This is a genomic window from Methylomicrobium agile, from assembly GCF_000733855.1.
In the GTDB taxonomy this organism is placed as follows: domain Bacteria; phylum Pseudomonadota; class Gammaproteobacteria; order Methylococcales; family Methylomonadaceae; genus Methylomicrobium; species Methylomicrobium agile.
This window is the reverse complement of sequence record NZ_JPOJ01000001.1, coordinates 2,583,186-2,608,896: the sequence shown is the minus strand read 5'-3', so window position 1 is coordinate 2,608,896 and position 25,711 is coordinate 2,583,186. Positions and strand designations below refer to the sequence as shown.

The 25,711-nt window shown below is 58.1% G+C and carries 27 protein-coding genes; 6 read left to right on the top strand and 21 right to left on the bottom strand.

Features of this window, described 5'->3' with window-relative positions:
- Window positions 1-176 precede the first annotated feature (176 nt).
- Window positions 177-347, bottom strand: a complete 171-nt coding sequence (locus CC94_RS23770; protein ID WP_157203429.1) for a hypothetical protein — start codon at window positions 345-347, stop codon at window positions 177-179.
- Window positions 348-555: 208 nt separating this feature from the next.
- Here CC94_RS23770 and CC94_RS0112395 point away from each other — a divergent pair, with 208 nt between their 5' ends.
- Together CC94_RS0112395 and CC94_RS0112390 are read left to right on the top strand one after the other, a co-directional pair.
- Window positions 556-2,514 (top strand): diguanylate cyclase domain-containing protein, encoded by a 1,959-nt coding sequence (locus CC94_RS0112395; RefSeq protein ID WP_169740958.1) that lies wholly within the window; start codon window positions 556-558, stop codon window positions 2,512-2,514.
- Between the two features lie 503 nt (window positions 2,515-3,017).
- On the top strand, window positions 3,018-4,106 hold the full coding sequence (locus CC94_RS0112390; protein WP_005370243.1) for a hypothetical protein: 1,089 nt from the start codon (window positions 3,018-3,020) through the stop codon (window positions 4,104-4,106).
- 330 nt (window positions 4,107-4,436) lie between these two features.
- On the opposite strand, the gene ccmI is transcribed toward CC94_RS0112390, so the two are convergent.
- The 15 genes from ccmI to rlmB all read right to left on the bottom strand — a co-directional run bounded on the left by ccmI (window position 4,437) and on the right by rlmB (window position 14,227).
- Window positions 4,437-5,666, bottom strand: a complete 1,230-nt coding sequence (ccmI, locus tag CC94_RS0112385) for a c-type cytochrome biogenesis protein CcmI (RefSeq protein ID WP_031431072.1) — start codon at window positions 5,664-5,666, stop codon at window positions 4,437-4,439.
- On the bottom strand, window positions 5,663-6,121 hold the full coding sequence (locus CC94_RS0112380) for a cytochrome c-type biogenesis protein (protein ID WP_005370237.1): 459 nt from the start codon (window positions 6,119-6,121) through the stop codon (window positions 5,663-5,665). The genes ccmI and CC94_RS0112380 overlap by 4 nt, the downstream gene beginning before the upstream one ends.
- A complete protein-coding gene (locus CC94_RS0112375; RefSeq protein WP_005370236.1) occupies window positions 6,118-6,645 on the bottom strand; it encodes a DsbE family thiol:disulfide interchange protein in 528 nt (175 codons plus the stop codon). The genes CC94_RS0112380 and CC94_RS0112375 overlap by 4 nt, the downstream gene beginning before the upstream one ends.
- A 31-nt stretch (window positions 6,646-6,676) precedes the next feature.
- A complete protein-coding gene (locus CC94_RS0112370; protein WP_031431071.1) occupies window positions 6,677-7,060 on the bottom strand; it encodes a type II toxin-antitoxin system VapC family toxin in 384 nt (127 codons plus the stop codon).
- Complete coding sequence (gene vapB / locus CC94_RS0112365) at window positions 7,057-7,275, bottom strand: type II toxin-antitoxin system VapB family antitoxin (RefSeq protein WP_005370234.1); 219 nt, start codon at window positions 7,273-7,275, stop codon at window positions 7,057-7,059. Before vapB ends, CC94_RS0112370 begins: the two co-directional genes overlap by 4 nt.
- Window positions 7,276-7,299: 24 nt before the next feature.
- Complete coding sequence (locus CC94_RS0112360; protein WP_005370229.1) at window positions 7,300-9,255, bottom strand: heme lyase CcmF/NrfE family subunit; 1,956 nt, start codon at window positions 9,253-9,255, stop codon at window positions 7,300-7,302.
- A 28-nt stretch (window positions 9,256-9,283) separates the two neighbouring features.
- Entirely contained in the window at window positions 9,284-9,514 is a 231-nt protein-coding gene (locus CC94_RS0112355) for a DUF2283 domain-containing protein (RefSeq protein WP_005370227.1), read from the bottom strand.
- Entirely contained in the window at window positions 9,507-9,779 is a 273-nt protein-coding gene (locus tag CC94_RS0112350) for a hypothetical protein (protein ID WP_005370225.1), read from the bottom strand. The genes CC94_RS0112355 and CC94_RS0112350 overlap by 8 nt, the downstream gene beginning before the upstream one ends.
- A 20-nt stretch (window positions 9,780-9,799) precedes the next feature.
- Window positions 9,800-10,243: a cytochrome c maturation protein CcmE gene (gene ccmE / locus CC94_RS0112345; RefSeq protein WP_005370224.1), complete on the bottom strand. Its 444-nt coding sequence runs from the start codon at window positions 10,241-10,243 to the stop codon at window positions 9,800-9,802.
- Entirely contained in the window at window positions 10,240-10,404 is a 165-nt protein-coding gene (gene ccmD, locus CC94_RS0112340) for a heme exporter protein CcmD (protein WP_005370222.1), read from the bottom strand. Before ccmD ends, ccmE begins: the two co-directional genes overlap by 4 nt.
- Complete coding sequence (locus CC94_RS0112335; protein ID WP_005370220.1) at window positions 10,401-11,165, bottom strand: heme ABC transporter permease; 765 nt, start codon at window positions 11,163-11,165, stop codon at window positions 10,401-10,403. Before CC94_RS0112335 ends, ccmD begins: the two co-directional genes overlap by 4 nt.
- 84 nt (window positions 11,166-11,249) lie before the next feature.
- On the bottom strand, window positions 11,250-12,143 hold the full coding sequence (locus CC94_RS0112330; RefSeq protein ID WP_005370219.1) for a hypothetical protein: 894 nt from the start codon (window positions 12,141-12,143) through the stop codon (window positions 11,250-11,252).
- Window positions 12,144-12,192: 49 nt separating this feature from the next.
- Window positions 12,193-12,867: a heme exporter protein CcmB gene (gene ccmB, locus CC94_RS0112325; RefSeq protein ID WP_005370218.1), complete on the bottom strand. Its 675-nt coding sequence runs from the start codon at window positions 12,865-12,867 to the stop codon at window positions 12,193-12,195.
- Entirely contained in the window at window positions 12,867-13,487 is a 621-nt protein-coding gene (ccmA, locus tag CC94_RS0112320) for a cytochrome c biogenesis heme-transporting ATPase CcmA (protein WP_005370217.1), read from the bottom strand. The genes ccmB and ccmA overlap by 1 nt, the downstream gene beginning before the upstream one ends.
- Window positions 13,484-14,227 carry a 23S rRNA (guanosine(2251)-2'-O)-methyltransferase RlmB gene (gene rlmB / locus CC94_RS0112315; protein ID WP_005370216.1) on the bottom strand — a complete coding sequence of 248 codons (744 nt, stop codon included), beginning with the start codon at window positions 14,225-14,227 and terminating at the stop codon, window positions 13,484-13,486. Before rlmB ends, ccmA begins: the two co-directional genes overlap by 4 nt.
- 304 nt (window positions 14,228-14,531) lie before the next feature.
- On the opposite strand from rlmB, the gene mutL reads away from it, so the two are divergent.
- The gene (gene mutL / locus CC94_RS0112310; RefSeq protein WP_005370214.1) at window positions 14,532-16,361 is read left to right on the top strand and encodes a DNA mismatch repair endonuclease MutL; all 1,830 of its coding nucleotides are present in this window, start codon (window positions 14,532-14,534) and stop codon (window positions 16,359-16,361) included.
- Between the two features lie 93 nt (window positions 16,362-16,454).
- Here mutL and pntB read toward each other — a convergent pair whose 3' ends face one another.
- The 3 genes from pntB to coaBC all read right to left on the bottom strand — a co-directional run bounded on the left by pntB (window position 16,455) and on the right by coaBC (window position 20,759).
- On the bottom strand, window positions 16,455-17,846 hold the full coding sequence (gene pntB / locus CC94_RS0112305; RefSeq protein WP_005370212.1) for a Re/Si-specific NAD(P)(+) transhydrogenase subunit beta: 1,392 nt from the start codon (window positions 17,844-17,846) through the stop codon (window positions 16,455-16,457).
- A 16-nt stretch (window positions 17,847-17,862) separates the two neighbouring features.
- Entirely contained in the window at window positions 17,863-19,434 is a 1,572-nt protein-coding gene (locus tag CC94_RS0112300; RefSeq protein ID WP_005370210.1) for a Re/Si-specific NAD(P)(+) transhydrogenase subunit alpha, read from the bottom strand.
- 119 nt (window positions 19,435-19,553) lie between these two features.
- Window positions 19,554-20,759, bottom strand: coding sequence for a bifunctional phosphopantothenoylcysteine decarboxylase/phosphopantothenate--cysteine ligase CoaBC (coaBC, locus tag CC94_RS0112295; protein ID WP_031431066.1), 1,206 nt, complete (start codon window positions 20,757-20,759; stop codon window positions 19,554-19,556).
- A gap of 103 nt (window positions 20,760-20,862) precedes the next feature.
- On the opposite strand from coaBC, the gene radC reads away from it, so the two are divergent.
- Window positions 20,863-21,537 carry a RadC family protein gene (radC, locus tag CC94_RS0112290; RefSeq protein ID WP_005370206.1) on the top strand — a complete coding sequence of 225 codons (675 nt, stop codon included), beginning with the start codon at window positions 20,863-20,865 and terminating at the stop codon, window positions 21,535-21,537.
- A gap of 138 nt (window positions 21,538-21,675) precedes the next feature.
- On the opposite strand, the gene CC94_RS0112285 is transcribed toward radC, so the two are convergent.
- Together CC94_RS0112285 and speA are read right to left on the bottom strand one after the other, a co-directional pair.
- The gene (locus tag CC94_RS0112285; protein WP_005370204.1) at window positions 21,676-22,539 is read right to left on the bottom strand and encodes an NAD(P)-dependent oxidoreductase; all 864 of its coding nucleotides are present in this window, start codon (window positions 22,537-22,539) and stop codon (window positions 21,676-21,678) included.
- Entirely contained in the window at window positions 22,536-24,374 is a 1,839-nt protein-coding gene (speA, locus tag CC94_RS0112280) for a biosynthetic arginine decarboxylase (protein ID WP_005370202.1), read from the bottom strand. Before speA ends, CC94_RS0112285 begins: the two co-directional genes overlap by 4 nt.
- Before the next feature lie 83 nt (window positions 24,375-24,457).
- Between speA and speE the strand changes: the two genes are divergently transcribed.
- Window positions 24,458-25,309 (top strand): polyamine aminopropyltransferase, encoded by an 852-nt coding sequence (gene speE, locus CC94_RS0112275; protein WP_005370200.1) that lies wholly within the window; start codon window positions 24,458-24,460, stop codon window positions 25,307-25,309.
- Between the two features lie 133 nt (window positions 25,310-25,442).
- Window positions 25,443-25,706 carry an accessory factor UbiK family protein gene (locus CC94_RS0112270; protein ID WP_005370198.1) on the top strand — a complete coding sequence of 88 codons (264 nt, stop codon included), beginning with the start codon at window positions 25,443-25,445 and terminating at the stop codon, window positions 25,704-25,706.
- Window positions 25,707-25,711: the final 5 nt, after the last annotated feature.

The window sequence follows — 25,711 nt, the reverse complement described above, 5'->3', positions numbered from 1 at the left end:
CCGTTCCGATACAGACATCGGGCTTGCTCGACTTGTCCGAAAAATCATGCCTTTCTTCTGGCTCGTTCCCGACAGATACAACGGATAAAATAGCAAGCGTTTGTGACAAAACGTTAACGGTTCCGTGACGGTTCGATGAAACCCGGAGGCGGTTTAAAAACTGGCAATTGGGCCGTCTATGTGCTGAAATACCAGCCAAAGCAAAGGATCGACGGTGCGCAGTCGAGATCAATCAGGGAACGCGGCTTCATGCAGATGCCGGGAACCCGTAAAAAAGCTTGGTCTGCCTTCGTTTCAAATTTTGGAACATTGACGATTTTTTGACCGAGATCAATTTTTTGCCGCATGTTTGTTTCTATTCTCTACAGCATTGCCGGAACGAGGCTACGCGTTAAAAAAGCGTCGCCGTCCTCTACATTGAACGTCAGGACCGGCGCACCGTCTAATGACCGATGGAACTCAATCGGAAGCTCGAATATTTCGAACCATGATGCATGCCTCCGAAATAACGCATTTAATCGCGCGTCTCCCCGACTCAACCCGTATATCCTGAAAATGCCCCCCATGATTGCTTTGTGCCTGCTGGTGAACTGCGCGTTGGCAGACAGCACCACCGAAATGATGTGGCGCAGTCAAGCCACGGCGCCTCTTTCGATAGAACTGACCGCAAAAGAAAAAGCGTGGCTCGCGCGCCATAAAAAAATCCGGGTCGCTTTCGACGACTCCCTGCCGCCTTACAGTTTTGCCGATTCGGACGGGCGCTTCAACGGCATCGCGGTCGACATTTTCGATGAGCTGAGCCGGAAACTGGACATCCGCTTCGAACCGTTTCCCCGGAAATCATGGAACCAGCTTTACAGGGCCGCCGCAGAACATCGCGCGGACGTCGTCGCGACGATGGTCGACCGCCCCGAACGCAGGCTCTGGTTTAATTTCACCCATCCCTATCTGACCAAATCATTGGCGCTCATTACCAGGGAATCGGATGCCGAAATCAAAACGCCCGATGACCTTGCCGGCAGAACCGTCGCCTATACCAAAGGCTATCAATTTTCGGAGGGCATCAGAAAAAAACATCCCTCGATCAAACCCCATCCCGTCGGATCGATGCTGGAATGCCTGCAATCGGTCGGCGCGCAAAAAGCGGATGCCTGCATCACTTTCGTGGCTACCGCCAATTATCTTCAAGCCAAGCACCAATTGACCGGCATCAAATTCGCCGGCTTTTACGAGCGCCATACTGCCGATGAAAGCATTGCCGTGCGCGGAGACTGGCCGATATTGGCCGGCATTTTGCAAAAAGGGCTGGACGTGCTGAGCGAAGCGGAAATGAATGCGATCTATTTCAAGTGGGTGCCTCCGCCTCCCGAGGTCTCCGTTGTCGTCGAGAAAAACGCCGTGCCCGCCCTATCGGAAGAATCGCCACTGGCCGAAAACGGCCTGCAGGAAACGATATCGCCGTTCTTGTTTTTATTCGTTATCGGCTATGTCTGGATATGGAGCCTGCGCGTCCGGCGCCATCTTCGCCGTGCCTCGCCGCCGCCCCGTCAGGACGAACCGGCACGCATCCCCCCACCGAATCCGCAGTTGCCGGGCGATTTTGAACGGATGCTGCTGAAACGCGCGACCGATCTGCAAAACTACGATATCCGCTTTCGCAATTTGATCGAAAATCAGAGTAAAAACTATTTTTTCTTTCAATGCGACAAAAAGGGCAAAATCACCTACGTCAGCCCTTCCGTCACCCAGATGCTGGGCCACCGGCCCGACGAATTCATTGCCGGATTTCAACATTACATTACCGACAATCCCGAAAACCTCAGCGTCAACAACCTGTTCGAACTGAACCGCCAAGGCATACCCTGCGCTCCCTTCGCGCTTGAAGTCTACGATAGCGGCGACGAACGGCATTGGCTGGAAATCACCAGCGAGCCGGTTTATGACGAATTCGGCAACTGTATCGGCGTCGACTGCCTGGTTTTCGAAATCACCAAACGCAGGCAGGAAGACGAACGCCTGATCTGGCTATCCTTTCATGACGAATTGACCGGCCTCGCCAACCGGCGGCTGTTCATCGAACGCCTGCAACAGTCGCTCGCGATGGCAAATCGCAACCGGATGCCTTTTGCAGTGCATTATCTGGATCTGGACGGCTTTAAATCGTTGAACGACAGATTGGGACATGCCGCGGGCGACCATGCGTTAAAGGAAGTCGCGAAAAAGCTGATGGCCACCCTGCGCGATACCGATACCGCCGCACGCTTCGGCGGCGACGAATTCGCGCTGCTGCTGCCGGACTGCGACGAGCAAGCCTGCGCATCCGTCGCGAAAAAGATCGTCGAAATCATGCACGAACCGATCTCCTACAATGGAGAAGCGGTCCGCCTCGGCGTCAGCATCGGCATCGCCCTTTATCCCCGCAACGCAGACAACTGTGATGCTTTGCTGCGCTACGCCGATGCCAGCATGTACCATGCCAAACAAAAAAGGCTTGGCTATTCGTTTGAGGCATAGGCGGAAAATTTCTTCCGCATCGCTATTTCAAAAGAACATACAAGGGAAGACACATTCAGCAGGAGCTTTTTGAGATTAAAATGGTCTCCAGGAAGTGGCAAAAAATAACTTCCCGGAATGCCGCCCGATCGTTCCTATGCTTTACGTCACTGCCATTAAGTTAAGCCGTCATCCCCGGCAGGGATCCAGAGTACAGGGATGTATTAAAGCTTGCCATCCTTGGCAACTGGATTCCGGCAATCCCTGCCGGAATGACGAGCTTTCCCTTAACTTAATGGCAGTGACGCTTTGCGTAGGAACCAGGAAGGAAGTTATTATCGACCCAATCCCGAGTTTGTAGCATCCTCGGCAATGCATACCGATTTCTGGACCTATTTTCCGCCGGCTTATGGCGCCAACCAATGGAAGAAGTTGATTATGGACGAACTTGCAGCTCGGCATGGCGTTTTCTACCTATTCCTCGCTAAAGCATCCGATTTCCCATATGCTTGCCGGACCTCATCATGAAAAACATCCTGAACATGCCATTGCTGACGGTCTTGCTGTTTGCTGCCGGCTCGGCCGATGTTTACGCCGACCCATACCATTCCAAGTCGTGCCGCGCCTTTCAGGGCAAATTGACCGACTTGAAACTACACGAGTCGCCTAAGCGGGTACTGCTGATTCCCTTGCTGAGCAGGGATCCGGACGCCAAAGAATCTCCCCGCTGGCCCGAACAACCCGCGCGCGTTTTGAAAACTTTCTACAAGAACCGCTTCAACTCGGAAGTGCAAATACTGCACGATATCTGGAACTGGTCCGATTATTACCCGCAGGTCGAACGATTGGCTCTGGAATCGCCGCCTTTCGACCGGATCATCTTCATCAGCCACGGCGGTTTCGACGGGCCGGTGATGAAAAATGCGGTATTCCGGCAAAAACATCGGATCAACGGAGACAAAGGCGAACTGGTTCAGCTTTCCGAAGCGCAGCCGGGCCTGTTGAACAGAATGGAGGTCACTTACGGACTCACAAAAAACCGCGTATTCAGCGACTACATCGCTTCCAACCTGGATCATTTCAAGTCGATGAAGTCGAGCGACATCTTTCAGCAATTGAAAAATCTGGAAATGCGGCTGCAGCCTCTGGACCAAAGCTGCTTCGAGCGCTACTGCGGACCGGACAAGCTGGCCAACAGCCCGGCAAGGCTCAAACCCTACCGGCTCGATATTTGCGAACGCACCTGCCGGGAGCCGTTATTCCAGCAAAAGAATTCCGCCGACATTTCTTCCGAAAGATTCTTTGCTTTTACCAAATCGCTGGATTCGCTGCTGACAAAAAATGGCCTGATTTTTTTCGGAACCTGTAACCCGGGCAGCACGGCGCCCCAAAAAGAGGACGAACCGGACACCACCGAACTGCTGATCAATTCCCGTCTGGCGGGTGGTCCGCACAAAACTTATGTACATCTGGTCAGCGCGGCAACCGGCCGAGTCGCGGCGGGTCCGATCGGAAAAAGCAGCGCCGAGGACATCATCCATCGGGTAACGCTTTTCGAAAACAACCGCGCCCAGCGACGCCTTTGCATCGCCTTGCCTCCCCAGGCGCCGTAGTCCCCGCAAAAAATCGGCGCGCTGAACCGGTCCCGGCGCGCGAAAATGGGCGAGATGACATGGATGTATTAAAGCATCTTCATATCGCGCGTAGGGAAGTCCTCACCTTCTGAAGGGTACCCTGCCGTTAAGTCCAGCCCCGTAGGGTACGCTGTGCGTACCATCCATGTCGAAAGGTACGCACAGCGCACCCTACGAGGGCAGTCATCTCAATCCCTGACCGGGGCAGGCTCTGCCGGAATGACGAGTTTCCCTTAACTTAGCGGCATGGCTTATGAACATAAACCCAAAACGAAAATGCTCTAAAGGTACGCACGGCGTACCCCACCCTCACATCTGCTGATTGATAAGAATTTTATACTCGCTCCGTCCGGGCATCGCCGCATTTTCGACCGTTCCGATCAAATCCCCCGGCTGCGCGACGGCCTGCCCGGATTTGGAGATGCGCGCCAGCAGTTTCACTTCGCCGAAATTCGATAATTTCATTGCCGGCATCATCGCCGTCGAATCGTCGAGCGTAACCTTCAGAGGCAGGTCGGAGACCTGCTTGCGTACGATCGCGAGCGGCATTTTGGGGCCGGACGGAGCCTGGGCGTAGATGAAGACCGTATCGTCCGGACTCGCGGACGACCGGAGCTCGGGAGCCAGGCCGACCTCGACCGTAATCGATTTGGCCGGGACGGTGGCCGGCGGCGTCTTCGGCTCGCCGGCCGCGGCTTGCGCCTGGCCGGGCAGGCCGGCGATGATGTTCTGCATTTCCTTGCGCGGTTCGGAACCTTCCGGCAGCAAGGATTCGAGCTTGCGCCACAGCACAGCCGCGGCCTTGGGGTCGCCCTGCTGAACTTTGGAGAGACCCGCCAGCCAAAGGCCGTTCGGGTTTTCGGGTTCGAGCTCCAGCGCCTTGAAGATCAGTTCGGACGGCTTACCAGCCAGATTTTTGTCCGCCGCGAAGGCGAGCGCGTCGGCGTACAGCAGCATCACCTCGGGCTTGTCGCCGAGCAGCCGGTAGGCATTCGCGAACGCATCGGCGGCTTTCGGATATTGCTCCAGGTATTTGTAAGACTTGCCGAGCATCAGCCAGCCTTCGGCATTGTCGGGATTCGCCTTCATCTTTTCGGCAAGACCGGCGACCATTTTTTCGATGTCGGCGGCTGTCGGCATCCCGTCCGGCGCGGCCTTGGCTAGTTCCTCGCCATGTCCGACCGCATCGAAGCGCCCGAGCGAAAAATACAGCGACCCGGCCAGCAACGGAACGGCCAGGGCAACCACGTACGCCATCCAGCGGCCACGGCCATGCGCCGCTTTGACCCGGCTTTCGATCGAAAGATCGTCGCTCAGCGCAAGCTCCAGCTCGGCGGCCTGCTCGTCGAATTGCGCCCGAGTGATTCCACCGGCGCGCAGATTGCTTTTCAATTCGGCCAGGCGGCTGCGGGCGATTTCGATGTTGCGGTGATCGAGATCGGACGGCTGCAACTCCCGCGCACGCCATAACGGCGGCAGCACAAACGCAAAAGCGGCCAGCATAAAAACGCCCGCAATCAGAAAAAATACCAGGTTCAAGAGCGGTCTCCTTCATCGAGCAGACGGCGAATCTTTTGCCGCTCGTCGTCGCTGAGCGCCTTGGAGGGACGGGTCCGTTTGCGGCGGATCAGCAGGATCACGAAGACCACGCCGATCAGAAAAAACAGCACCGGCCCGAACCAGAGCAGCACGGTCTTGCTCTTGAACGGCGGATTGTACAGCACGAAATCGCCGTAGCGTTCGGTCATGAAGCGCAGGATTTCGTCTTTGGATTGGCCTTTTTGCAGCATTTCGTAGACCTGCCGGCGCAGGTCCGCGGCCAGGTCCGCGTTCGAATCGGCGATCGTCTGATTCTGGCAGACCAGGCAGCGCAGCTCCGAAGTCAGCGACTCGTAGGCTTCCTGCTGCTCGGGGGTCGTAAACTCCCGGTATTCGACGCCGGCGAAACCTGCGCCGGCCAACAACAAAAGAAAAATCAGCGTAATCGGTTTCATTCGGCTTGCAGTTTGGCGATCAGGGGAAGCAGGGTTTGTTGAACGGTTTCGGGCGTCACCGGCCCCGTGAGTTTATGGCGGATCACGCCCTTCTTGTCGATCACGAAGGTTTCCGGGACGCCGTAGACGCCGTAATCGATGCCGATCCGGCCTTCCGGATCGACCACGCTCATTTCATAAGGGTTGCCAAGCCGGTTCAGCCAGCTCAGCGCATCTTCCCGCGCATCCTTGTAGTTCAGTCCGATGATCGGTGCCGCCTGCTGCTTGGCCAGCTCGTTCAGCACCGGATGCTCGGCCCGGCAGGAGGTGCACCAGGACGCCCAGACGTTGAACAGCCAGACCTTGCCTTGCAAATCCGCAGGCGCCAGTTGTTGCTCCGGACTGTCGAGTCGGGGTGCGCTGAACGCCGGCGCCGGTTTTCCGATGAACGGCGACGGAATCTCGGTCGGGTTCAGCTTCAGCCCAATCGCGAGAAACACGCCCAGTACGATGAAGATGGCTAAAGGAATCAGGTATTTTAACATTACAGAAGGTTGACTAGAGTAAATGTAAGCATCACCAGATGACTTTCACATCATAAAGCGACATGGCCCGGTCTCTGCTGACCAGAGACATATTTTGATTCATCGCTTGGGCCGCCAGCAATCTATCGAATGGGTCTCTATGATGAAAAGGTAGCTGGCTCACAAGTAAGGTATCCTCGATGGCAATAGGCAACACCTCCAGACCATTCTCCCAAACCAATCGTTTTAACTGAGAAATCGAGATTTTCATAACAAGCTTATTCAAACTTAGTTTTATCGCGATTTCCCAAAAAGTGGCAATACTTATGAAGTTGGTATTGTCCGGATTTTCAATCTGCTTCCTGGCTGAAACACTCAGATTCTCATCCCCCTCCAACAACCAGATCAGCGTATGGGTATCCAGCAATAAATTCATTGCATATAGCCATTGAGATCTTCAAGGGGTTCGTCAAAATCGTCAGCCATCTTGAACGATCCTTTAGCGCAGCCAAATTTGGGCAGCCTTTTATTCATTTTTTGCTCGGAAAACTGTTTGGCAAGCAAATAATCCAAGAAAAATAACAGCTCGTGTTTCAAGTTTTCCGATTCGATTTGCTGAATTTTTGAAGCTATTATCTGTTCCTGGTTCATACCTGTATCTGCACCTTAGGAAATTTACACATAGTTAGCTCCGCTCGACTTTTTGGCAATCCGGTAGCGCCGGTCGAGCGCAGCCAAAAATCCTCCAGCCGCCATGAAGATCGCGCCGAGCCAGATCCAGCGGATGAACGATTTGTAATAAATCCGAAGGCTCCAGGCGCCCTGGTTGCCGAGCGGCTCGCCGATCGCGACGAACAAGTCGCGGAACAGGCCCGCGTCGATCGCGGCTTCGGTCATCGGCATTTTCTGCACCCGATAAATCCGTTTTTGCGGCTCCATTTCGGCGACCCGTTCGCCCTTGTAGTCAACCGTCACGAACGCCTGATCGGCGATATAATTGGGGCCCTGCGTCTCTTTGATTCCGTGAAAGCGGAAGCTGTAGCCGGACAGGTCGAGCGCCTCGCCCGGCGCCATCCTGACGTCTTTTTCGACGCTGTAGGCCGAGGTCAGCGTAATCCCGACCACGAAGACCGCAATCCCGGCATGCGCGAGCGTCATCCCGTAAAACCCTGAAGGAATGCCTTTGAGCCGCTCCCAGGAAAAACCTTTCGCGCCCATCCGGTCGTAAAAGGACAGACCGGTACTCGCCAGCGTCCAGAACGCGAGGCTGAGCCCCAACGCGGCTGCCCACGAATAAAACGGCATCGCCAGCGGCAACGACAAACCCAGCGCGAGGCAGGCCAGCGCAATCCAGCGCACCCGCACGGCCAGTTCGCCGAAGAGGTCGCGCTTCCAGCGCAACAGCATGCCGAGGCCGACCGCGATCGCGAGCGGCGCGGTCAACGGGATGAACACCGCGTTGAAATACGGCGGCCCGACCGAAATCTTGCCGAGGCCCAACGCGTCGATCACCAGCGGATAGAGCGTGCCGAGCAGAATACTGGCCGCGGTCACGACCAAAAGGATGTTGTTCAACAGAATCACCGACTCGCGCGAAACCCATTCGAAGGTCGCGCTGCTTCTGACGGCCGGCGCCCGGACCGCATAAAGCAATAAGGAGCCGCCGACTACGATCCCGAGGAACACCAGAATGAACAGTCCGCGCGCCGGGTCGCTCGCGAACGCATGCACCGAGGTCAATACGCCCGAGCGGACCAGGAAAGTACCGAGCAGGCTCAGCGAAAAGGAGAAGATCGCCAATAGCACGGTCCAGGTCTTGAACACGCCGCGTTTTTCGGTCGCGGCCAATGAGTGGATCAGCGCCGTGCCGACCAGCCAGGGCATGAACGAAGCGTTTTCGACCGGGTCCCAGAACCACCAGCCGCCCCAGCCCAGCTCGTAATAGGCCCACCAACTGCCGAGCGCGATCCCGATGGTCAGAAACATCCAGGCGATGCTGGTCCAGGGCCGGGACCAGCGCGCCCAGGCCGCATCGAGCCGGCCTTCGAGCAGGGCCGCGATCGCGAATGCGAACGCAACCGAAAAGCCGACATAGCCCATGTATAACATCGGCGGATGGATCGCGAGGCCGGGGTCCTGTAACAGTGGATTCAGATCGCGGCCTTCGGCCGGCGCGGGAAACAGGCGTTCGAACGGATTGGAGGTCAACAGCAGAAACAGCAAAAAGCCGATCGACACCAGCCCCATCACGCCGAGCACGCGCGCCACGGTCGCCTCGGGAATGCTCCTGCTGAAGCCCGCGACCAGCCCGGTCCAGCACGCCAGCACCAGCGCCCACAGCAACAGCGAACCTTCATGCGCGCCCCAGACGCCCGAGATCAGATACAGCGTCGGCAGTGCCGTATTCGAATTGGTCGCGACATAGGCGACCGAAAAATCGTGGCTGATGAAGCTCGCCGTCAGGCAGCCGAACGCAATCGCCATGAACAGAAGCTGCGCATAAGCGGCCGGCCTGGCGACGCCGATCCAGCCGGCGATCGCGCGAGCGGAGCCGAAGATCGGCAAAGTGGCCAGCACGATCGCCATGCACAGGGCCATGATCAGCGCGAGGTGTCCTATTTCGGGTATCATGAGAGTCGACCTTTTTTTGGTTGATTATTTAACCGGCCAGTTTACGCATTTGCATCAACTTGGCTTGAGTGCTCTCAAGAATAAAGTCTCTTAAAAATACGCTAGCTTTCAGGATTTCGATACCGATCAGTTCGCCCTCGGCATTTAGTTCGGCCGTGATATGAGGGCTTAACTCCATGCTTCCGGCCTCTTCTTCATCGGTCATTGCCAAATGGATTACGTCCTGCTCTGGAAAATAGGTCATTTTGGGATTATTCATAAGTCAGCCTACCCGTTGTCAATCTGAATTTTATCTGCTGCCGCGTCGTTGCATGGATCGTAATAGGGATGATTTCAGCTTCATTTTCTTCATAAGGAATCATGACCAGCTTGTCACCCTGTTCACCTACCACAATCGGGCGTTGTGTTTCGGTATCGAAATACCGTTCGGACGAATAACGAAGGATATGCTCAATCCGAGTTAAATCGAAGCCGCGCAGCTCCGCCCTATACTGCAGATAATCGGTAAAAACACACGTTTTCATCGGAATTTTTCCGATATGTTTTATTTATTTTCACTAGGTATTTCCTGATTTTTCAGGCTCGCTTTCACTTCCGGCGGCATGTAATTCTCATCATGCTTGGCCAGCACTTCCTCAGCCACAAAAACACCCTGCCCGTTCAACTTGCCGTGCGCAACGATGCCCTGCCCTTCCCGGAACAGGTCGGGCAGAATGCCGGTATATTCGACCGGCACTTCCTTGCTGAAATCGGTCAGCGTGAATCGAACCGTCATGCCGTCGCCGGGCCGCGACACCGAGCCTTTGACCACCATCCCGCCCAGGCGGAACAAGGCGTCTTTGGGCGCCTTGCCGGCTACCACGTCGGTCGTCGAGAAAAAATACATCAGATTGTCGTTGAATGATTTCAGCGCGAAAAATGTCGCCGCGCCGATGCCGACGACCATCAGGCCGATCAGCAGCAATCGCTGTTTTCTGGCGGGGTTCATCCTTCCTTCCGTTTGTGCTTTGACAGTTGCCGGCGCAGCCATTGTTTGCGCTGCATCACCGGGATCAGGATATTGGCGGCGAGCACCGCCAGAGTAATCCCGTAAGCGGCCCAGACATAAAAGGCATAGCCTCCCATCGCGAAAAATTCTTGCAAACTCATGACGCCGTTCCAAAAAATTTGTTCCGTACCCACTGCGCGGACCTTTCGCGCTGCAAGACTTCAACGCGCGCCCGCTGCAGCATCGCGATCAGGTAATACGCCTTGAACGCCAGCGCCATCAACAGCAGCGGGATCAACATGCTGACATGGATCGACGGCTTGTCCAGCTTGGTGACCGTCGGTCCCTGATGCAGCGTATTCCACCATTCGACCGAATAATGGATGATCGGAATATTGACCACGCCGACCAGCGCCAGAATCGCAACGGCCTTGGAAGCGACGCGCTTGTCGTCGATCGCCCCATACAGCCCGATCACGCCGAGATACAGGAACAGCAGGATCAGTTCGGAAGTCAGCCGCGCGTCCCAGACCCACCAGGTCCCCCACATCGGCTTGCCCCACAACGAGCCGGTCACCAGGGCGATAAAGGTAAAACCGGCACCGACCGGCGCGCTGCTGATAGCGACCACCTCGGCCAGCTTGATCCGCCAGACCAGGCCGATCGCGCCGGCCGCGGCCATTACGGTATAAATGAACAAAGACATCCACGCGCTCGGCACATGGATATAGATGATCCGGTAACTGTCGCCCTGCTGGTAATCCGGCGGCGCGAGATACAAACCGCCGTACAGGCCGGATGCGGCCAGCAGAACGAAAAGGGCCGTCAGCCAGGGCATCAGGCGCTCGGTCAGCGCATAGAAATGCGGCGGTGAGGCCATGCGGTGAAAAAATCGGACGAATGAATCGGGAATCAGAAACATACAGGAAAAAGACTCAAGGCAAAGAGATCACAGCCAAAGCACAAACCGGATTCTCGGCTTGCGCTTCGTGATTCGTGCCCGGTTTCATAGTTTACAATACGAAGGCACCCAACTGCGCTCGATCAGGTGAGCGGATATGCCATTATAATCGAAAGACTCGCCGTCTTTAATCATCTGAGAGACATCAAACAACCGGCCTATTTCGGGAATATCTCTAAAAAACATCGTATAGAACGGCCTGACCAAGCGCTTCGATATTTTCACGCCTATCGGACCGATAAAATTCCTGCGCTGCCCGACATGCGCGATTTCGTCTATGGTAATCTCATCCAGCAGATCCTTTAAACGATCGCGGACTTCAGGCTCGTCGGCCAATACGTCGTCGAATAGGCGATTCAAATGGCAATAAAAAGTCACGCCCATCAATTCGGTGACAAACGCGGGCGTGTCCATTAAGAAACCGGGGAGTTTCGGAAACAGCTCGTAAACCCTTTCTTTAAAAGGGCTCAAAGGCACCCATTCCACCCGGTCCAGCCCGCAAGTACGCAGCATTTCGTCAAAAAGACGGACATGGCAAAATTCTTCGGCCAGATGCACGCGGCTGATTTTATCCTCGACCGTATGGGAATTGGCCATATCGGGCACTACATCCCACGCCCCCTTGATGCCGACCCATTCATGCCGGGCGAATTTATAAATACCGGTCAGCATCAAAGTCCTGCGATCCAGCGACCAGGGGTCGTCCCGCATATCGACATAATTGCGGTAAAACGCATCCGGATCGGCCAGCGGCTTGCGCAATTTGACGGGATTGTCCTGAAAATGTTCAAGCCGGGCCCGTTTTCTGGCCAAATCTCTATCCTGCTCGAACAATTCACCGCCGTGATGCTGGCTAAACTGCCAATAATCATCGAAATTTTCTTTTCTTTCCTGCCGAGTTGCGGGTGAAAAAACGGAACGGTACTTCACTGAACCCATATCCTTGTGCTCTAGATTGATGGTAGGAATTTCATTTTACGGGATACTGCTAATTAATACTCATCTTTAATGCCGCCGCGGCCGGCCAGGGCGCCAGCACCAGCGCCAGCAGCAGCATCGAGGTCAATATGCCGATCTGCGCATCGACGGGCAAGCCGCCGGCGGCCATCTGCACCGCATTGCCGGCGAAGATCAACACCGGCACATAGAGCGGCAACACCAGCAGCGACAGAATCATCCCTCCGCGCCGAAGTCCTACCGTCAACGCGACCCCGATCGCACCGATCAGGCTCAGCACCGGCGTGCCGAGCAGCAAAGTCAGCAGCAGCACGCCGAGCGCTTGGGTCGGCAGGCCCAAAAACACCGCCAGCAGCGGCGCGACCAATAATAGCGGCAGCCCCGTCACCAACCAGTGCGCGATCACTTTCGCCAGCACCAGCAACGAGGCCGGGTACGGGCTGAGCAGCATCTGTTCGAGCGAGCCGTCGTCGAAATCGGAGCGGAACAAACTGTCCAGCGACAGCATCGCCGCGAGCAATGCCGCGACCCAGATCACGCCCGGCGCGATCGCCTGCAGCAGGTTCGGCTGCGCGCCGATGCCGAGCGGGAACAGCGTAATCACCAGGATGAAAAACAGCAGCGGATTGATCATCTCCGCGCGCCGTCGGAACGCCAGCACCAGGTCGCGGCGGATGATCGCCAGAAAAGCTCGGGATAGAGTCATCAGGATAAATGAATGCGCTGCACGAGCGCATCGTGCAGGTCGATGTCATGGTGCGAAGTCAAAACGATCATCCCGCCGGCGGCGCAATGCTCGCGCATCAACGATTCGATCAGCGCGATGCCGGCCTTGTCGAGTGAAGTGAACGGTTCGTCCAGAATCCACAACGGATTGTGGGTGATCAACAGGCGCGCCAGCGACAGCCGCCGTTTCTGTCCGGCGGACAGACTTTGCGCCGGCACATCGTCATAGCCCGCCAGACGCACCTTCTCCAGCGCCTCGCCGATCGAAAAATACCCCGGACGTCCCAGCGCCAGCGACACGGCCAGATTTTCGAGCACGGTCAGTTCCTTCTTGATCCCGTCCAGATGGCCGACATAGGCCATGTCCGCATAATAACGACTGTCGTCGATTTCTTCGCCGCACCACAGCACGCGGCCCGCATCGGCCTCGCGAAAACCGCACAAAATCCTGAGCAGCGAGGTCTTGCCGCTGCCGTTCTTGCCTTCGAGCAATAAAACTTGCCCTTCAGTCAAGGTAAAACTGAGCGCTTCGAACAGCACGCGGTCGTCGCGGATACAGCTCAGCCGTTCGCCCGTCAGCGTGACCGGTTTTGCCGTCATCCCTGCATCCGCTGACGCAGCACTTCGTACAACAGCACCCCGGTCGCGACCGACAGATTCAGGCTTTCGACGCTGCCCCGCATCGGCAGCGCGACCAGCAGGTCGCAGGCTTCCTGGGTCAAGCGCCGGAGCCCCTTGCCTTCCGCGCCGACCACCAGCGCCATCGGTACGGTGAAATCGGATCGATAGGCGCTCTGCGCGGTATCGCCGGCCGCGCCGAACACCCAGATGCCCTGTTCCTTCAGCCAGCGCAGCGTGCGGGCCAGATTGGTCACCTGATAGACCGGCACCGTTTCGGCCGCGCCGCTCGCCACCTTGCAGACGGTCGGGGTAATCCCGGCCGCATTGTCCTTGGCGACGATCACGCCGTGCACGCCGGCGGCGTCGGCGGTGCGCAGGCAGGCGCCGAGATTGTGCGGGTCCTGCACCTGGTCGAGAACCAGGAACAGCGCCGGCGCACCGAGATTCTGCACCGCATTCTTCAATTCATGCTCCGGCAGTTCGCCCGGCAATTCGACTTCGACCACGATACCCTGATGCTGCCCGCCTTCGGCGAAGCGGTCGAGCCGCTTGCGGTCGGTTTTCTCGGGCCGGATGCCGAGCGCTTCCAGTTCGCCGAGCGCCCGCGCCAGTCGCTGGTCCTGCCGTTGCCCGTCGATCCAGGCCTGGGTGATTTTGTCCGGCGAATACTGTAAAGCCGACTGCACGGCATGCAGGCCGAAGATTTTGCTTAATTTCATCAAGTCGCGTAGGGTACGCTGTGCGTACCTTTTCAATGATTAAAGGGTCAAAGGCTGGAAAGGTACGCACTCGGCAATTGCTTCCCTGCATTACTCTCGATCGCGTGTTCCCAACGCGATCTACCTCCCGCATCCCTGCAGTCGTCGGCAATTGCTCCTGCATTGCCCTACCTCCTGCATCCCTGCAGTCGAGCATACTCTACCCGAAAATCGTGTAATTATACCAGTATGGCTTCGATTCGGGCGACTGTTCTACGCTTTCGGCCCGATCGACGGTAAAATAAGCCTTTTTGAAAACACGCGGATGCGCATTCATTTACTCCCAACCCAACTCGTCAACCAGATCGCGGCGGGCGAAGTGGTCGAAAGGCCCTCCTCGGTGGTCAAGGAACTGGTCGAAAACAGTTTCGACGCGGGCGCGCGGCAAATCCGAATCGACATCGAACAGGGCGGCGCGCGGCTGATCCGGGTTCGCGACGACGGCGGCGGGATCGACAAAGAGGACCTGCCGCTCGCCCTGTCCCGCCATGCGACCAGCAAAATCGCGACGCTCGCAGACCTCGAACACGTCGCCAGCATGGGCTTTCGCGGCGAAGCGCTGCCGAGCATCAGTTCGGTCGCGCGCCTGACGCTGATTTCCCGCACCGAAGGCAGCGATTGCGCTTGGCGGGTCGCCGCCGACGGCACCGAGCGCGACTTCGATCCGCAGCCCGACCCGCACCCTCGGGGCACCACGGTCGAGGTGCGCGATTTGTTTTACAACACACCGGCGCGCCGCAAATTCCTGAAATCCGAGAAAACCGAATTCGAGCACATCCAGACGCTGGTCGAACGGATGGCGCTGAGCCGTTTCGACATCGGCTTCCGGCTCACGCACAACCAGAAAGAAATCCTGAACCTGAAACCGGCCGAAACGCCGGCCGAACAGGAAAAGCGGATCGCCGGCATCTGCGGTTCGGCCTTCATCGACAATTGCGTAAAGATCGATTTCGCTTCTTCCGGGCTGGAACTGACCGGCTGGGTGGGGCTTCCGACCTTTTCGCGCAGCCAGCCGGACATGCAGTTTTTCTATGTGAACGGCCGCCTGATCAAGGACAAGCTGGTCGCGCACGCGGTCAAACAGGCTTATCAGGATGTGCTCTACCACGGCCGCCAGCCGGTGTTCGTGCTGTACCTGGCGCTCGATCCGGCGCTGGTCGACGTGAACGCGCACCCGGCCAAACTCGAAGTGCGTTTCCGGGAAGGCCGGCTGGTGCACGACTTCCTGTTCAGCGCGCTGCACCGCTCGCTGGCCGAAGTCCGTCCGGGCCAGCAGCAAAACGTGGTTACCCTCTCTGCCGTTGACTCGCCGCCCGCAGCGCCCGCCCAAACCCAACCAATGCCCGAACGCCGGCCGCCGGCATTTCAGCCGCGTCCACCGGAGCAGGCGATGCTGCCGCTGTCGGTGCAGGAAGAAATCCAGGCTTACGGGGCGCTGCACCCTGCCCCGACATTACAATCCCCTCCGGCCACACCATTGCCGCCGAGAACCGGACCGGAAAAAACCGGCATTCCGCCGCTGGGCTACGCGGTCGCGCATCTGCACAACATCTATATCCTGTCCGAAACTCCGAACGGGGTGATCTTGGTCGATGCGCACGCCGCGCACGAACGGGTCAGTTACGAACGGTTGAAAAAGCAATATGAACAAGGGGCGGTCGCGCAACAGCCGCTGCTGTTGCCGATCAAGATCGTGGTTACCTCGCGCGAGGCGGACATCGCCGAACAAGCGCACGAGTATTTCGCCGAATTGGGGCTGGAAGTAAACCGTTCAGGCCCCGAAACGCTGGTGTTGCGCTCGGTACCCGCCCTGTTGGCCGGATGCGATGCCGAAACGCTGCTGCGCGACGTGCTGGCCGATCTCTCCGAGCATGGAACAAGCCAACGGGTACAGCAGCGCACGAACGCGCTCCTGGCGACCATGGCCTGCCACGGTTCGGTCAGGGCGCACCGGCGGCTGACCGTGGGCGAGATGAATGCGTTGCTCAGGGATATGGAAGAAACCGAACGCAGCGGCCAGTGCAATCACGGCCGTCCGACCTGGATCGAATTGTCGACCCAGGAACTGGACAAGTTTTTCATGCGCGGTCAATAGCTAGGTAGGTTGGGTTGGAGCGGTAGCGGAAACCCGGCATTCAAGGTAAAAATGCGCTGGGTTTCCGCTACCGCTCCAACCCAGCCTACAACATCAACTTCTGAGCGCCTTCAGCACCGCCTGCAGCCTGTCGTTCGCATCGCCGAACAGCATCCGCGTATTCTCCATCACGAACAGCGGATTGCCGACGCCGGCATAGCCGGACGCCATGCTGCGCTTCATCGCGATCGTCATCCCTCCCTTCCAGCATTCCAGCACCGGCATCCCGGCGATCGGGCTGTTCGGATCGTCGAGCGCGGACGGATTGACGATGTCGTTCGCGCCGATCACCATCGTGATGTCGACGTTCGGAAAGTCCTCGTTGATTTCGTCCATTTCGTAGACGATGTCGTACGGCACCTTCGCTTCGGCCAGCAGTACGTTCATATGGCCGGGCATCCGCCCCGCAACCGGGTGAATTCCGAAGCGGACCTTCTTGCCTTTTTCGCGCAGCAGCTTGGTGATTTCGTTGACCGTATGCTGGGCCTGCGCGACCGCCATTCCGTAGCCCGGAATGATCATGATGTTTTTCGCGGCCAGGAGTTGCTGCGCGGTTTCTTCGGCGTCGATCGGCTGCACGTCGCCTTCGATGACCGCCGCCGGCCCGCCCGTACCGGTGCCGAAGCCGCCCGCGATCACGCTGACGAAGTTGCGGTTCATCGCCCGGCACATGATATAGCTCAGGATCGCGCCGCTGCTGCCGACCAGCGCCCCGGTCACGATCAACAGATCATTGCTCAGCATGAAACCGGTTGCGGCAGCGGCCCATCCGGAATAGCTGTTCAACATCGACACCACGACCGGCATGTCCGCGCCGCCGATCGCCATCACCATATGCACGCCGAACGCGAGCGAGATCGCGGTCATCACCGCCAGCGGCATCGTACCGCCGCCAGTTTCGGCTTGCTGCAGGAACAGGTAGCCGAAATAGGTCACCACGACCAACAGCCCCAGGTTCAGCCAGTGGCGGGCCGGCAACAGCATCGGCTTGCCGTCGATCCGGCCGCTCAGTTTGCCGAACGCGATCACCGACCCCGAAAAAGTTACCGCGCCGATCAGAATGCCGATATAGATTTCCACTTCATGGATGGTCTTTTCGATGCCGGTCAAGGTGCCGCTTTCGTCCATGAAATTCGCATAACCGACCAGCACCGCGGCCATCCCGACCAAGCTGTGCATGATCGCGACCAGCTCGGGCATTTGCGTCATCTCGACCTCTTTCGCGGCTTTATAGCCGATCGCGCCGCCGAACAGCAGGGCGGCGATCAGGATCGTATAAGCCGTGACCGAACCGCTCAGCACGGTCGCGACGATCGCGATCGCCATCCCGAGCATGCCGTAATAGTTGCCGCGCCGCGCGGTTTCCTGATTACTGAGGCCGCTCAAGCTCAAAATGAACAGTACCGTCGCGGCAATGTAAGACATTGTGACTAAACTTTGGGACATGGTTTTTCCTTTCTTCTTATTTTCTGAACATTTCGAGCATGCGTCGGGTGACCAAAAAGCCGCCCGCGATATTGATCGAGGCGATCAGGATCGCAAGGCCGGCCAGCACGCCGATCGTGATCGCCGGCGCGGAAACCTGCACCAGCGCACCGATCACGATGATGCCGCTGATCGCATTGGTCACGCTCATCAGCGGCGTATGCAGGGCCGGCGTCACGTTCCAGATCACCTGGTAGCCGATGAAGCAGGCCAGCACGAACACGGTGAAATGCGACATGAACGAGACCGGCGCGACGCTGCCGAGTCCGTAAAGCGCCAGCCCGCCCAGCACCAGCGGAATGAACGGCCTGACCGCCGCCGGAATCAGGCGGTGATTGGTCTTGGCTTTTTCCGTAACGCCCGGATTGGCAGGCGCTTCGGTCTGCGGCGCGGGCGCGGCCGACAGTTTCGGTGCCGGCGGCGGCCAAGTAATCTTGCCTTCCTTGATTACGGTCGCGCCGCGGATCACTTCGTCGTCCATGTTCACGTCGATTTCGCCGTTCTTTTCCGGGCTCAGTTCGGTCAGCAAATGCCGGAGATTCGTCGCATACAGCTGGCTGGACTGGTTCGCCAGCCGGCTCGGCAGATTGGTGTAACCGATGATCGTAACACCATGCTTGACCACCACTTCGTCCTTTTCGGTCAGCGCGCAGTTACCGCCCTGCTCGGCGGCCAGGTCGACGATCACGCTGCCCGGCTTCATCGATTCGACCATGCCCCGGGTAATCAACTCCGGCGCGGGTTTGCCCGGAATCAACGCGGTCGTGATGATAATGTCGACTTCCATCGCCTGGCGGGCGAACAAGGCCATTTCGGCCTCGATGAATTCCTTCGACATCGTTTTCGCATAGCCTCCGACGCCGCTGCCTTCTTCCTTGAAATCGAGCATCAGGAACTCGGCATCCATGCTCTCGATCTGCTCTTTCACTTCAGGACGCGTATCGAAGGCGCGGACAATGGCGCCCATGCTCTTCGCCGCACCGATCGCGGCCAGGCCGGCGACACCGGCGCCGATCACCAGCACTTTCGCGGGCGGAATCTTGCCGGCCGCGGTAATCTGGCCGGTGAAGAAGCGGCCGAAATGCTGCGCGGCCTCGATCACGGCCCGATAGCCCGCGATATTCGCCATCGAACTCAACGCATCGAGCTTTTGCGCGCGGGAAATTCGCGGCACACTGTCCATCGCCAGCACGGTCACGCCTCTGGCCGCCAGCTTCTGCATCAGCGCCTCGTTTTGCGCCGGCCAGATAAAGCTGATCAGGCGGCCGCCTTCCGGCAGCAAATCGGTTTCGTCTATCGCCAATTCAGGGTGGCGCTCCGGCGCCCTGACCTTCATCACAATGTCGGACTGCTTCCACAACGATTTCGCGTCGTCGACGATTTCGACCCCGGCTTCCTTGTAAGCCTCGTCCGAAATATTCGCCCCTTGTCCCGCCCCTTTTTCGATACAGACCGAAAAACCCAGCTTCATGATTTGTTCGGCGGTTTCGGGCGTCAGCGCGACGCGCTTCTCGCCTTGATGAATTTCTTTCGGTACACCAATCTTCATAGAGTCTCCTGTATCTGGAACGGGCATAAACAATCGAGTTTCATGGAACGGCTTCAACTCGAAGCCGGGTCAGCATAGAAGATTAGCTTATCCATTTCAATAAAAAACCGAAATTCCTCTCAACGGACCACAACGCCTGCTTGCAGCCTTTCCGCAATCAAGGCGGTCAACCGGTCGGCCAAGCGTTTTTTTCCGGTCATCGCCAGCGCTTCGCGGCCGCCTTTCCAGAAGACCTCCAGCGCGTTCCGGTCGCTGTCGAAGCCGCCTTCTGCCTGCCCGACCCAATTCGCCGCGATCATGTCGAGATTTTTGCGCGCCAGTTTGTCCAGCGCGTAAGCTTCCAGATCGACCGTTTCGGCCGCAAAGCCGACCGTAAAGGGGCGTTTCTCCAGGGCGGCCACTTCGGCCAGGATGTCCCGGGTTTTGCGCAGCACCAGGGTGGCCGTGTCGCCCCGTTTCTTGATCTTTTCGGACTGCGTTTCGGCAGGAGTGTAATCGGCGACCGCCGCAGCGCCGATATAAATATCCGAGGCTTCGGCGCGGGCGATGACCGCCTCGTACATCTCGGCGGCCGTTTCGACGCGCACCAGGTCGACCTGTGCCGGCGGCGGCAACTGCGTCGGCCCGGAAACGAGTATGACGCTTGCGCCCATGTCTCTCGCCGCCTCGGCCAGCGCATAGCCCATCTTGCCCGAACTGCGGTTGGTGAGGTAGCGCACCGGATCCAGGGGTTCGCGCGTCGGTCCGGCGCTGATCAGAACTTTCATGCCTTGCAGGGGCCGTTCGGCCGGCTCGCCCAACAGCGCAGCGCAGATAGCCTGCGGTTCCGACATCCGTCCGAAACCGGTTTCGCCGCAGGCCTGCTCGCCCTGGACGGGACCGATCAGGCGCACGCCGTGCCGCTGCAACGCCGCAACATTCTCCCGAGTCGCAGACTTGCCCCACATCGCCTGATTCATCGCCGGAGCGACATACACGGGGCAAGTCGCGGCCAGATACAGCGTCGTCAGCAGGTCGTCGGCCAGGCCGTGGCTCAGCTTCGCGATCAGGTTGGCCGTCGCCGGCGCGATGACGATGAGGTCAGCCCAGCGCGCCAAGCTGATATGGTCCATCGCATTTTCACTTTCGGCATCCAGCAGCTCGGTATGTACCGGATTGCCGGACAAGGCCTGAAACGTCAGCGGCGTGACGAACCGGGAAGCCGCCCGCGTCATCGCAACCCGCACTTCCGCCCCTTCTTTGCGCAGCAATCGCACCAGTTCCGCCGCTTTGTAGACGGCAATGCCGCCGCTGACGCCCAATAAAATTCGTTTCGCTTCGCTCATACCGCACAGAGTTGAAAAAAGCCGCATTATGGCAAGGATGAATGAATTCTTCTATGCTTAACATCCAAGCTTAATCGCTTTTTACCGAAAAGAGGAATACGCCATGGGAATCAAAGACTGGGCGGCGGAAGACCGGCCGCGGGAAAAATTGCTGCAGCGCGGCGCCGGCGCGCTGACCGATGCCGAACTGCTGGCGATTTTCCTGCGCACCGGCACGCCCGGCAAATCGGCGGTGGATCTGGCTCGCGAACTGCTGGCCGATTTCGGCTCGCTGAAAGCCCTGCTCGATGCGGACCAACAACGCTTTTGCCGGGCGAACGGGCTCGGCGACGCCAAATATGCACAAATGCAGGCGGTCATGGAAATGGCGCGGCGGCATTTCCGGGAAGTGCTGCAGCGCGGCAGCGCCCTGACCAGTCCGGAAGCGACCCGCGCTTATCTGAGCGCGCAACTGCGCGGCTACAGTTACGAAGTCTTCGCCTGCCTGTTTCTGGACAACCAGCACCGGGTAATTCAATTGGAAGAACTGTTCAAGGGCACGATCGACGGCGCGGCGGTGTATCCGCGCGAAGTCGCGAAAAAAGCGCTGTACCATAACGCGGCAGCGGTGATTTTCGCGCACAATCATCCCTCGGGCATCACCGAACCCAGCCACGCCGACCGGCAAATCACCGAAAAATTGAAGCAGTCCCTGTCGCTGTTCGATATCCGGGTGCTGGATCATTTCATCATCGGCGACGGAATGCCTTATTCGTTTGCGGAGCATGGATTGATTTGAGACGGCCCACAAAAGGCACGCGCAGCGTAACTCTACGGTTTTACAGTACTTCTACAGCCCGGTAGGGTACGCTGCGCGTGCCTTTCAAACTTCATCTTAAAGCTTCTGGAAAAGGTACGCACAGCGTACCCTACGGATTTACAGTCGCCGGCGGTGTTTTAGACGATACATCGCCGAGATGTCCTCATCGCCGTGCCCTTCGGCCATCAACCGTTCGTAATCCCTGACCGCCATCTCGCCGACCGGTATCTCGACGCCGGCTTCGGCCGCCATCGTTTGGCAGATTTTCAGATCCTTGTGGTGCAGCGCGAGCCGGAAGCCCGGCTTGAAAACGCCTTGCGTCATCGTCAGGCCGCGCTTTTCGAGAAACCAGTTGCCGGCCGCGCCGCCGGCGATCACTTCGATCACTTTGTCCATCGGCAGCTGCTGCGCTTCGGCGAAGGCCAGCGCTTCGGTGACCGCCTCGTTGATGCCCGCGCACATGATTTGGTTGACCGCCTTGGTGGCTTGTCCCGCGCCGGTCTGCCCCATGTATAAAATCCGTGTCGCCATCGCCGAAAGCACCGGCGCTGCACGCTCGAATACCGCCTCGCCGCCGCCGACCATCATCGCCAGTGTGCCGTTTTTTGCGCCTTCGACGCCGCCCGATACCGGCGCATCGAGAAAGAATGCGCGCTTTCCGGCCAATCGGCGGGCGGCTTCTTGTGCGGTCGCGCGGCTGACGGTGGACATGTCGACCACGATGGTGCCGGGCCTGGCCGTTGCCAGTATCGAGTCCACGACGGCCAGTACGTCCCGGTCGGCCGAGACGCAGATCAGCACGATATCGACCGCTTCGGCCAGGTCTTCGATGCGTTTGAAGGCGGTGACACGAAGATCTTCCGCGAGCGCTTCGGCGGTTGCGGCGGTACGGTTGTAGACGCCTTCCAACACATTCGCTTTTGCGAGATTCCGCGCCATCCCGGCGCCCATGCCGCCGAGCCCGATCATGCCCGCCTTCATGCTTTCTCCAGGTAAGTGTAAGAAGTCAAGCCGGCGCCGAGTTCCTGTTCGTACGCGTGCCGTTCCCGTTCGCTAAGGCCGCTCGCGGCCAGTTTTTCCCGGTAGGCGGCTTTCAGTTCTTCGGCGCGGATGTGTACATAATCGAGCAAGTCGGACACATGTTCGCCCTCCTGAAAGTCGTAGAAATGATAGCCGTGCTCGTCCAGTTCGATATTGATCGCATGGGTGTCGCCGAACAGGTTGTGCATGTCGCCGAGGATTTCCTGGTAGGCGCCGACCATGAAGAAGCCGATCAGGTACGGCTCGCGGCTGTCGATCGGATGCACCGGCAGCGTTTTTTCGATGTTCTGGCCGTCGATGTACTGATCGATCCGTCCGTCCGAATCGCAGGTCAAATCCTGCAGTACCGCGCGCCGGCCGGGGTATTCGTCCAGGCGGTGGATCGGCATGATCGGGAAGATTTGGTCGATGCCCCAGATGTCCGGCATCGACTGGAACAGCGAAAAATTGCAGAACACCTTATCGGCCAGTTTTTCGTTCAGCTCCTGCAGAATTGCCGCCTCGCTTTGGTAAGCCGGATTCAGCCGGCGCTGCAGCTGCCGGCACAGCAGCGCATAGGCGTTTTCGGCCCGTGCCAGCCCTTCGATATCGAGCGTGTCCTGCGCAAATTGGGCGCGCGCTTCCGCGAGCGCAAACTGGGCGTCATGGTACAGTTCGACCGGATTACAGCGCTCCGGCAAAGCGGGCGGCTCGCCGTCCTGGCAGGGCGATTCGATGTCGGTCACATTGGTGATCAAGACCGCATGGTGCGCGGTGATCGCCCGGCCCGATTCGGTAATGATGTCCGGTTCGGGCGCTTCCTTTTCGGCGCAGATTTCGGCAAAGCTGCGCACGATGTTCTGCGCGTATTCGTCGACGCTGTAATTCATCGACGATTCGCGCCGCGAACGGCTGCCGTCGTAATCGACGCCGAGGCCGCCGCCTGCGTCGACGATCCTGATCGGCGCGCCGAGCCGGCGCAGTTCGACGTAGAACTGGCCGGCTTCCTTCAGCGCGACCTTGATGTCGTGAATGTTGGCGATCTGCGAGCCCATGTGGAAATGCATCAGTTTCAGCGCGTCGAGCAGGTGTGTGTCTTTGAGGCGTTTGACCAGTTGCAGCAGTTCGTTGGCGTGTAGGCCGAATTTGGACTTTTCGCCGCCGCTGTTTTGCCATTTCCCGGCGCTGATGCTGGACAGGCGCACGCGCACGCCGATGTTCGGCCGGATGCCCAGTTTGCGGGATTCTTCGATGATCAGCTCCAGTTCGACCGGCTTTTCGATCACCAGATACAGGTCGAGTCCCATTTTCTGGCCGATCAGCGCGAGCCGGATGTAGGCCCGGTCCTTGTAGCCGTTGCAGATGACCACCTGTTGATCGGACAGGGCCATGATCGCCAGCAGTTCCGGCTTGCTGCCGGCTTCAAGCCCGATCGGGTTCGCTTTCAGAATGCCTTCGACGACCTGGCGCTGCTGGTTGACCTTGATCGGATACACCGGCGTGTAGCGGCCCGTATAACCGTATTTCGCGCAGGCGTTCCCGAATGCCCGGTTCAGCCGGTTGACCTTGTCCTTCAATATGTCGGTGAATCGCACCAGCACCGGCAGCGACAGGTTTCTTTCGTGCAGCGACCGGGCAATTTCGTAAAGATCCAGTTCGGCCGTTTGCTCCGAACGGGGCTTGACCGAGACATGGCCGGCCGCATTGATCCCGAAATAACCGTCTCCCCAGCTTTCGATCGCATAGGTTTCCGCGGCGTCTCGGAGGCTCCAATCGGGGTATTCAGTCGCATTCAAAGTTGATCTCCATGGTGTCGTATGTCCGGAATTCTAATATATAATGCGCCCTATTTTACCCGTTTATTCTTACAGGAACGCAAATGATGAATCCTTCCGAATGGTTTACCGAAGAAGCGCCCGGCGTCGCTTCGGCCTTTTCGCTGAAAGTCACGAAAAAGCTGCACGAAGAGCAGTCGCCGTTTCAGCATTTGGAAATTTACGAAACGGAGAGTTTCGGCAATCTGATGGTGATCGACGGCTGCACGATGGTGTCGACGCGCGATAATTTCTTCTATCACGAGATGATCAGCCATCCGGCGCTCTATACCCATCCCGACCCGAAGCGGGTCTGGATCATCGGCGGCGGCGATTGCGGGACATTGAAGGAAGTGCTGAAGCATCCGACGGTCGAAAAGGCGGTGCAGATCGACATCGACGAACGGGTTACGCGGCTGGCCGAAATTTATTTTCCGGAACTGTGCGAATCGAACGGCGATCCGCGCGCGGACCTGAAATTCATCGATGGGATCAAATGGGTCAAGGATGCGGAGCCGAATTCGGTCGATATCATCCTCGTCGACAGCACCGATCCGGCGGGTCCTGCCGAAGGCCTGTTCAGCGAGGCGTTTTACCGCGACTGCTTCAATTGCCTGTCCGAAAACGGCATGGTCGTGCAGCAAAGCGAATCGGCGCTGTTCTACATGAAGCTGATCGGCGAGATGCGCGGCGCGATGCAGGCGGCAGGCTTTCCGCATCTGCAGACGCTGTTCTTCCCGCAGTGCATTTACCCGTCCGGCTGGTGGAGCGCGACGATCGCGGGCAAACAGAGCCTGAAACAGTTCCGTGAACGGGACGCGGCGAATAAACCGTTCGACACGAATTTTTATAACGTCGACATCCACAAGGCGGCGCTGGCGCAGCCGGAATTCTTTAAAAAAGCGTTCGGCGGCTGACGGCCGGACTTAATCGCCTGCAACGGCGTCTATACTTGACACGACAGTCCGGAGCGGCTTGAGCCGCTCCATTCACCCCGGACGCCTTATGCCGTCCGCTTTCGCTACGGCGATATTCCTACGGAGCTTACCGATGTTTTTTGATGCCAAATCGATCGACGAAATCGCCAGCAAGCTGGCCAATACCATCCCGCCGGGCCTGAACCATTTGAAGGAAGACCTCGAAAAAAATTTTCACGCGGTGCTGCAAGGCGCCTTGAGCCGGCTGGATCTGGTCACCCGCGAAGAATTCGAAGTGCAGAAGCTGGTGCTGGCGAAAACCCGCGCGAACCTGGAAGCGCTGGAAAAACGCGTCGCCGCGCTCGAACGGCAGGCGCTGAGCAAGGAAGAGCTGTAGGCGCG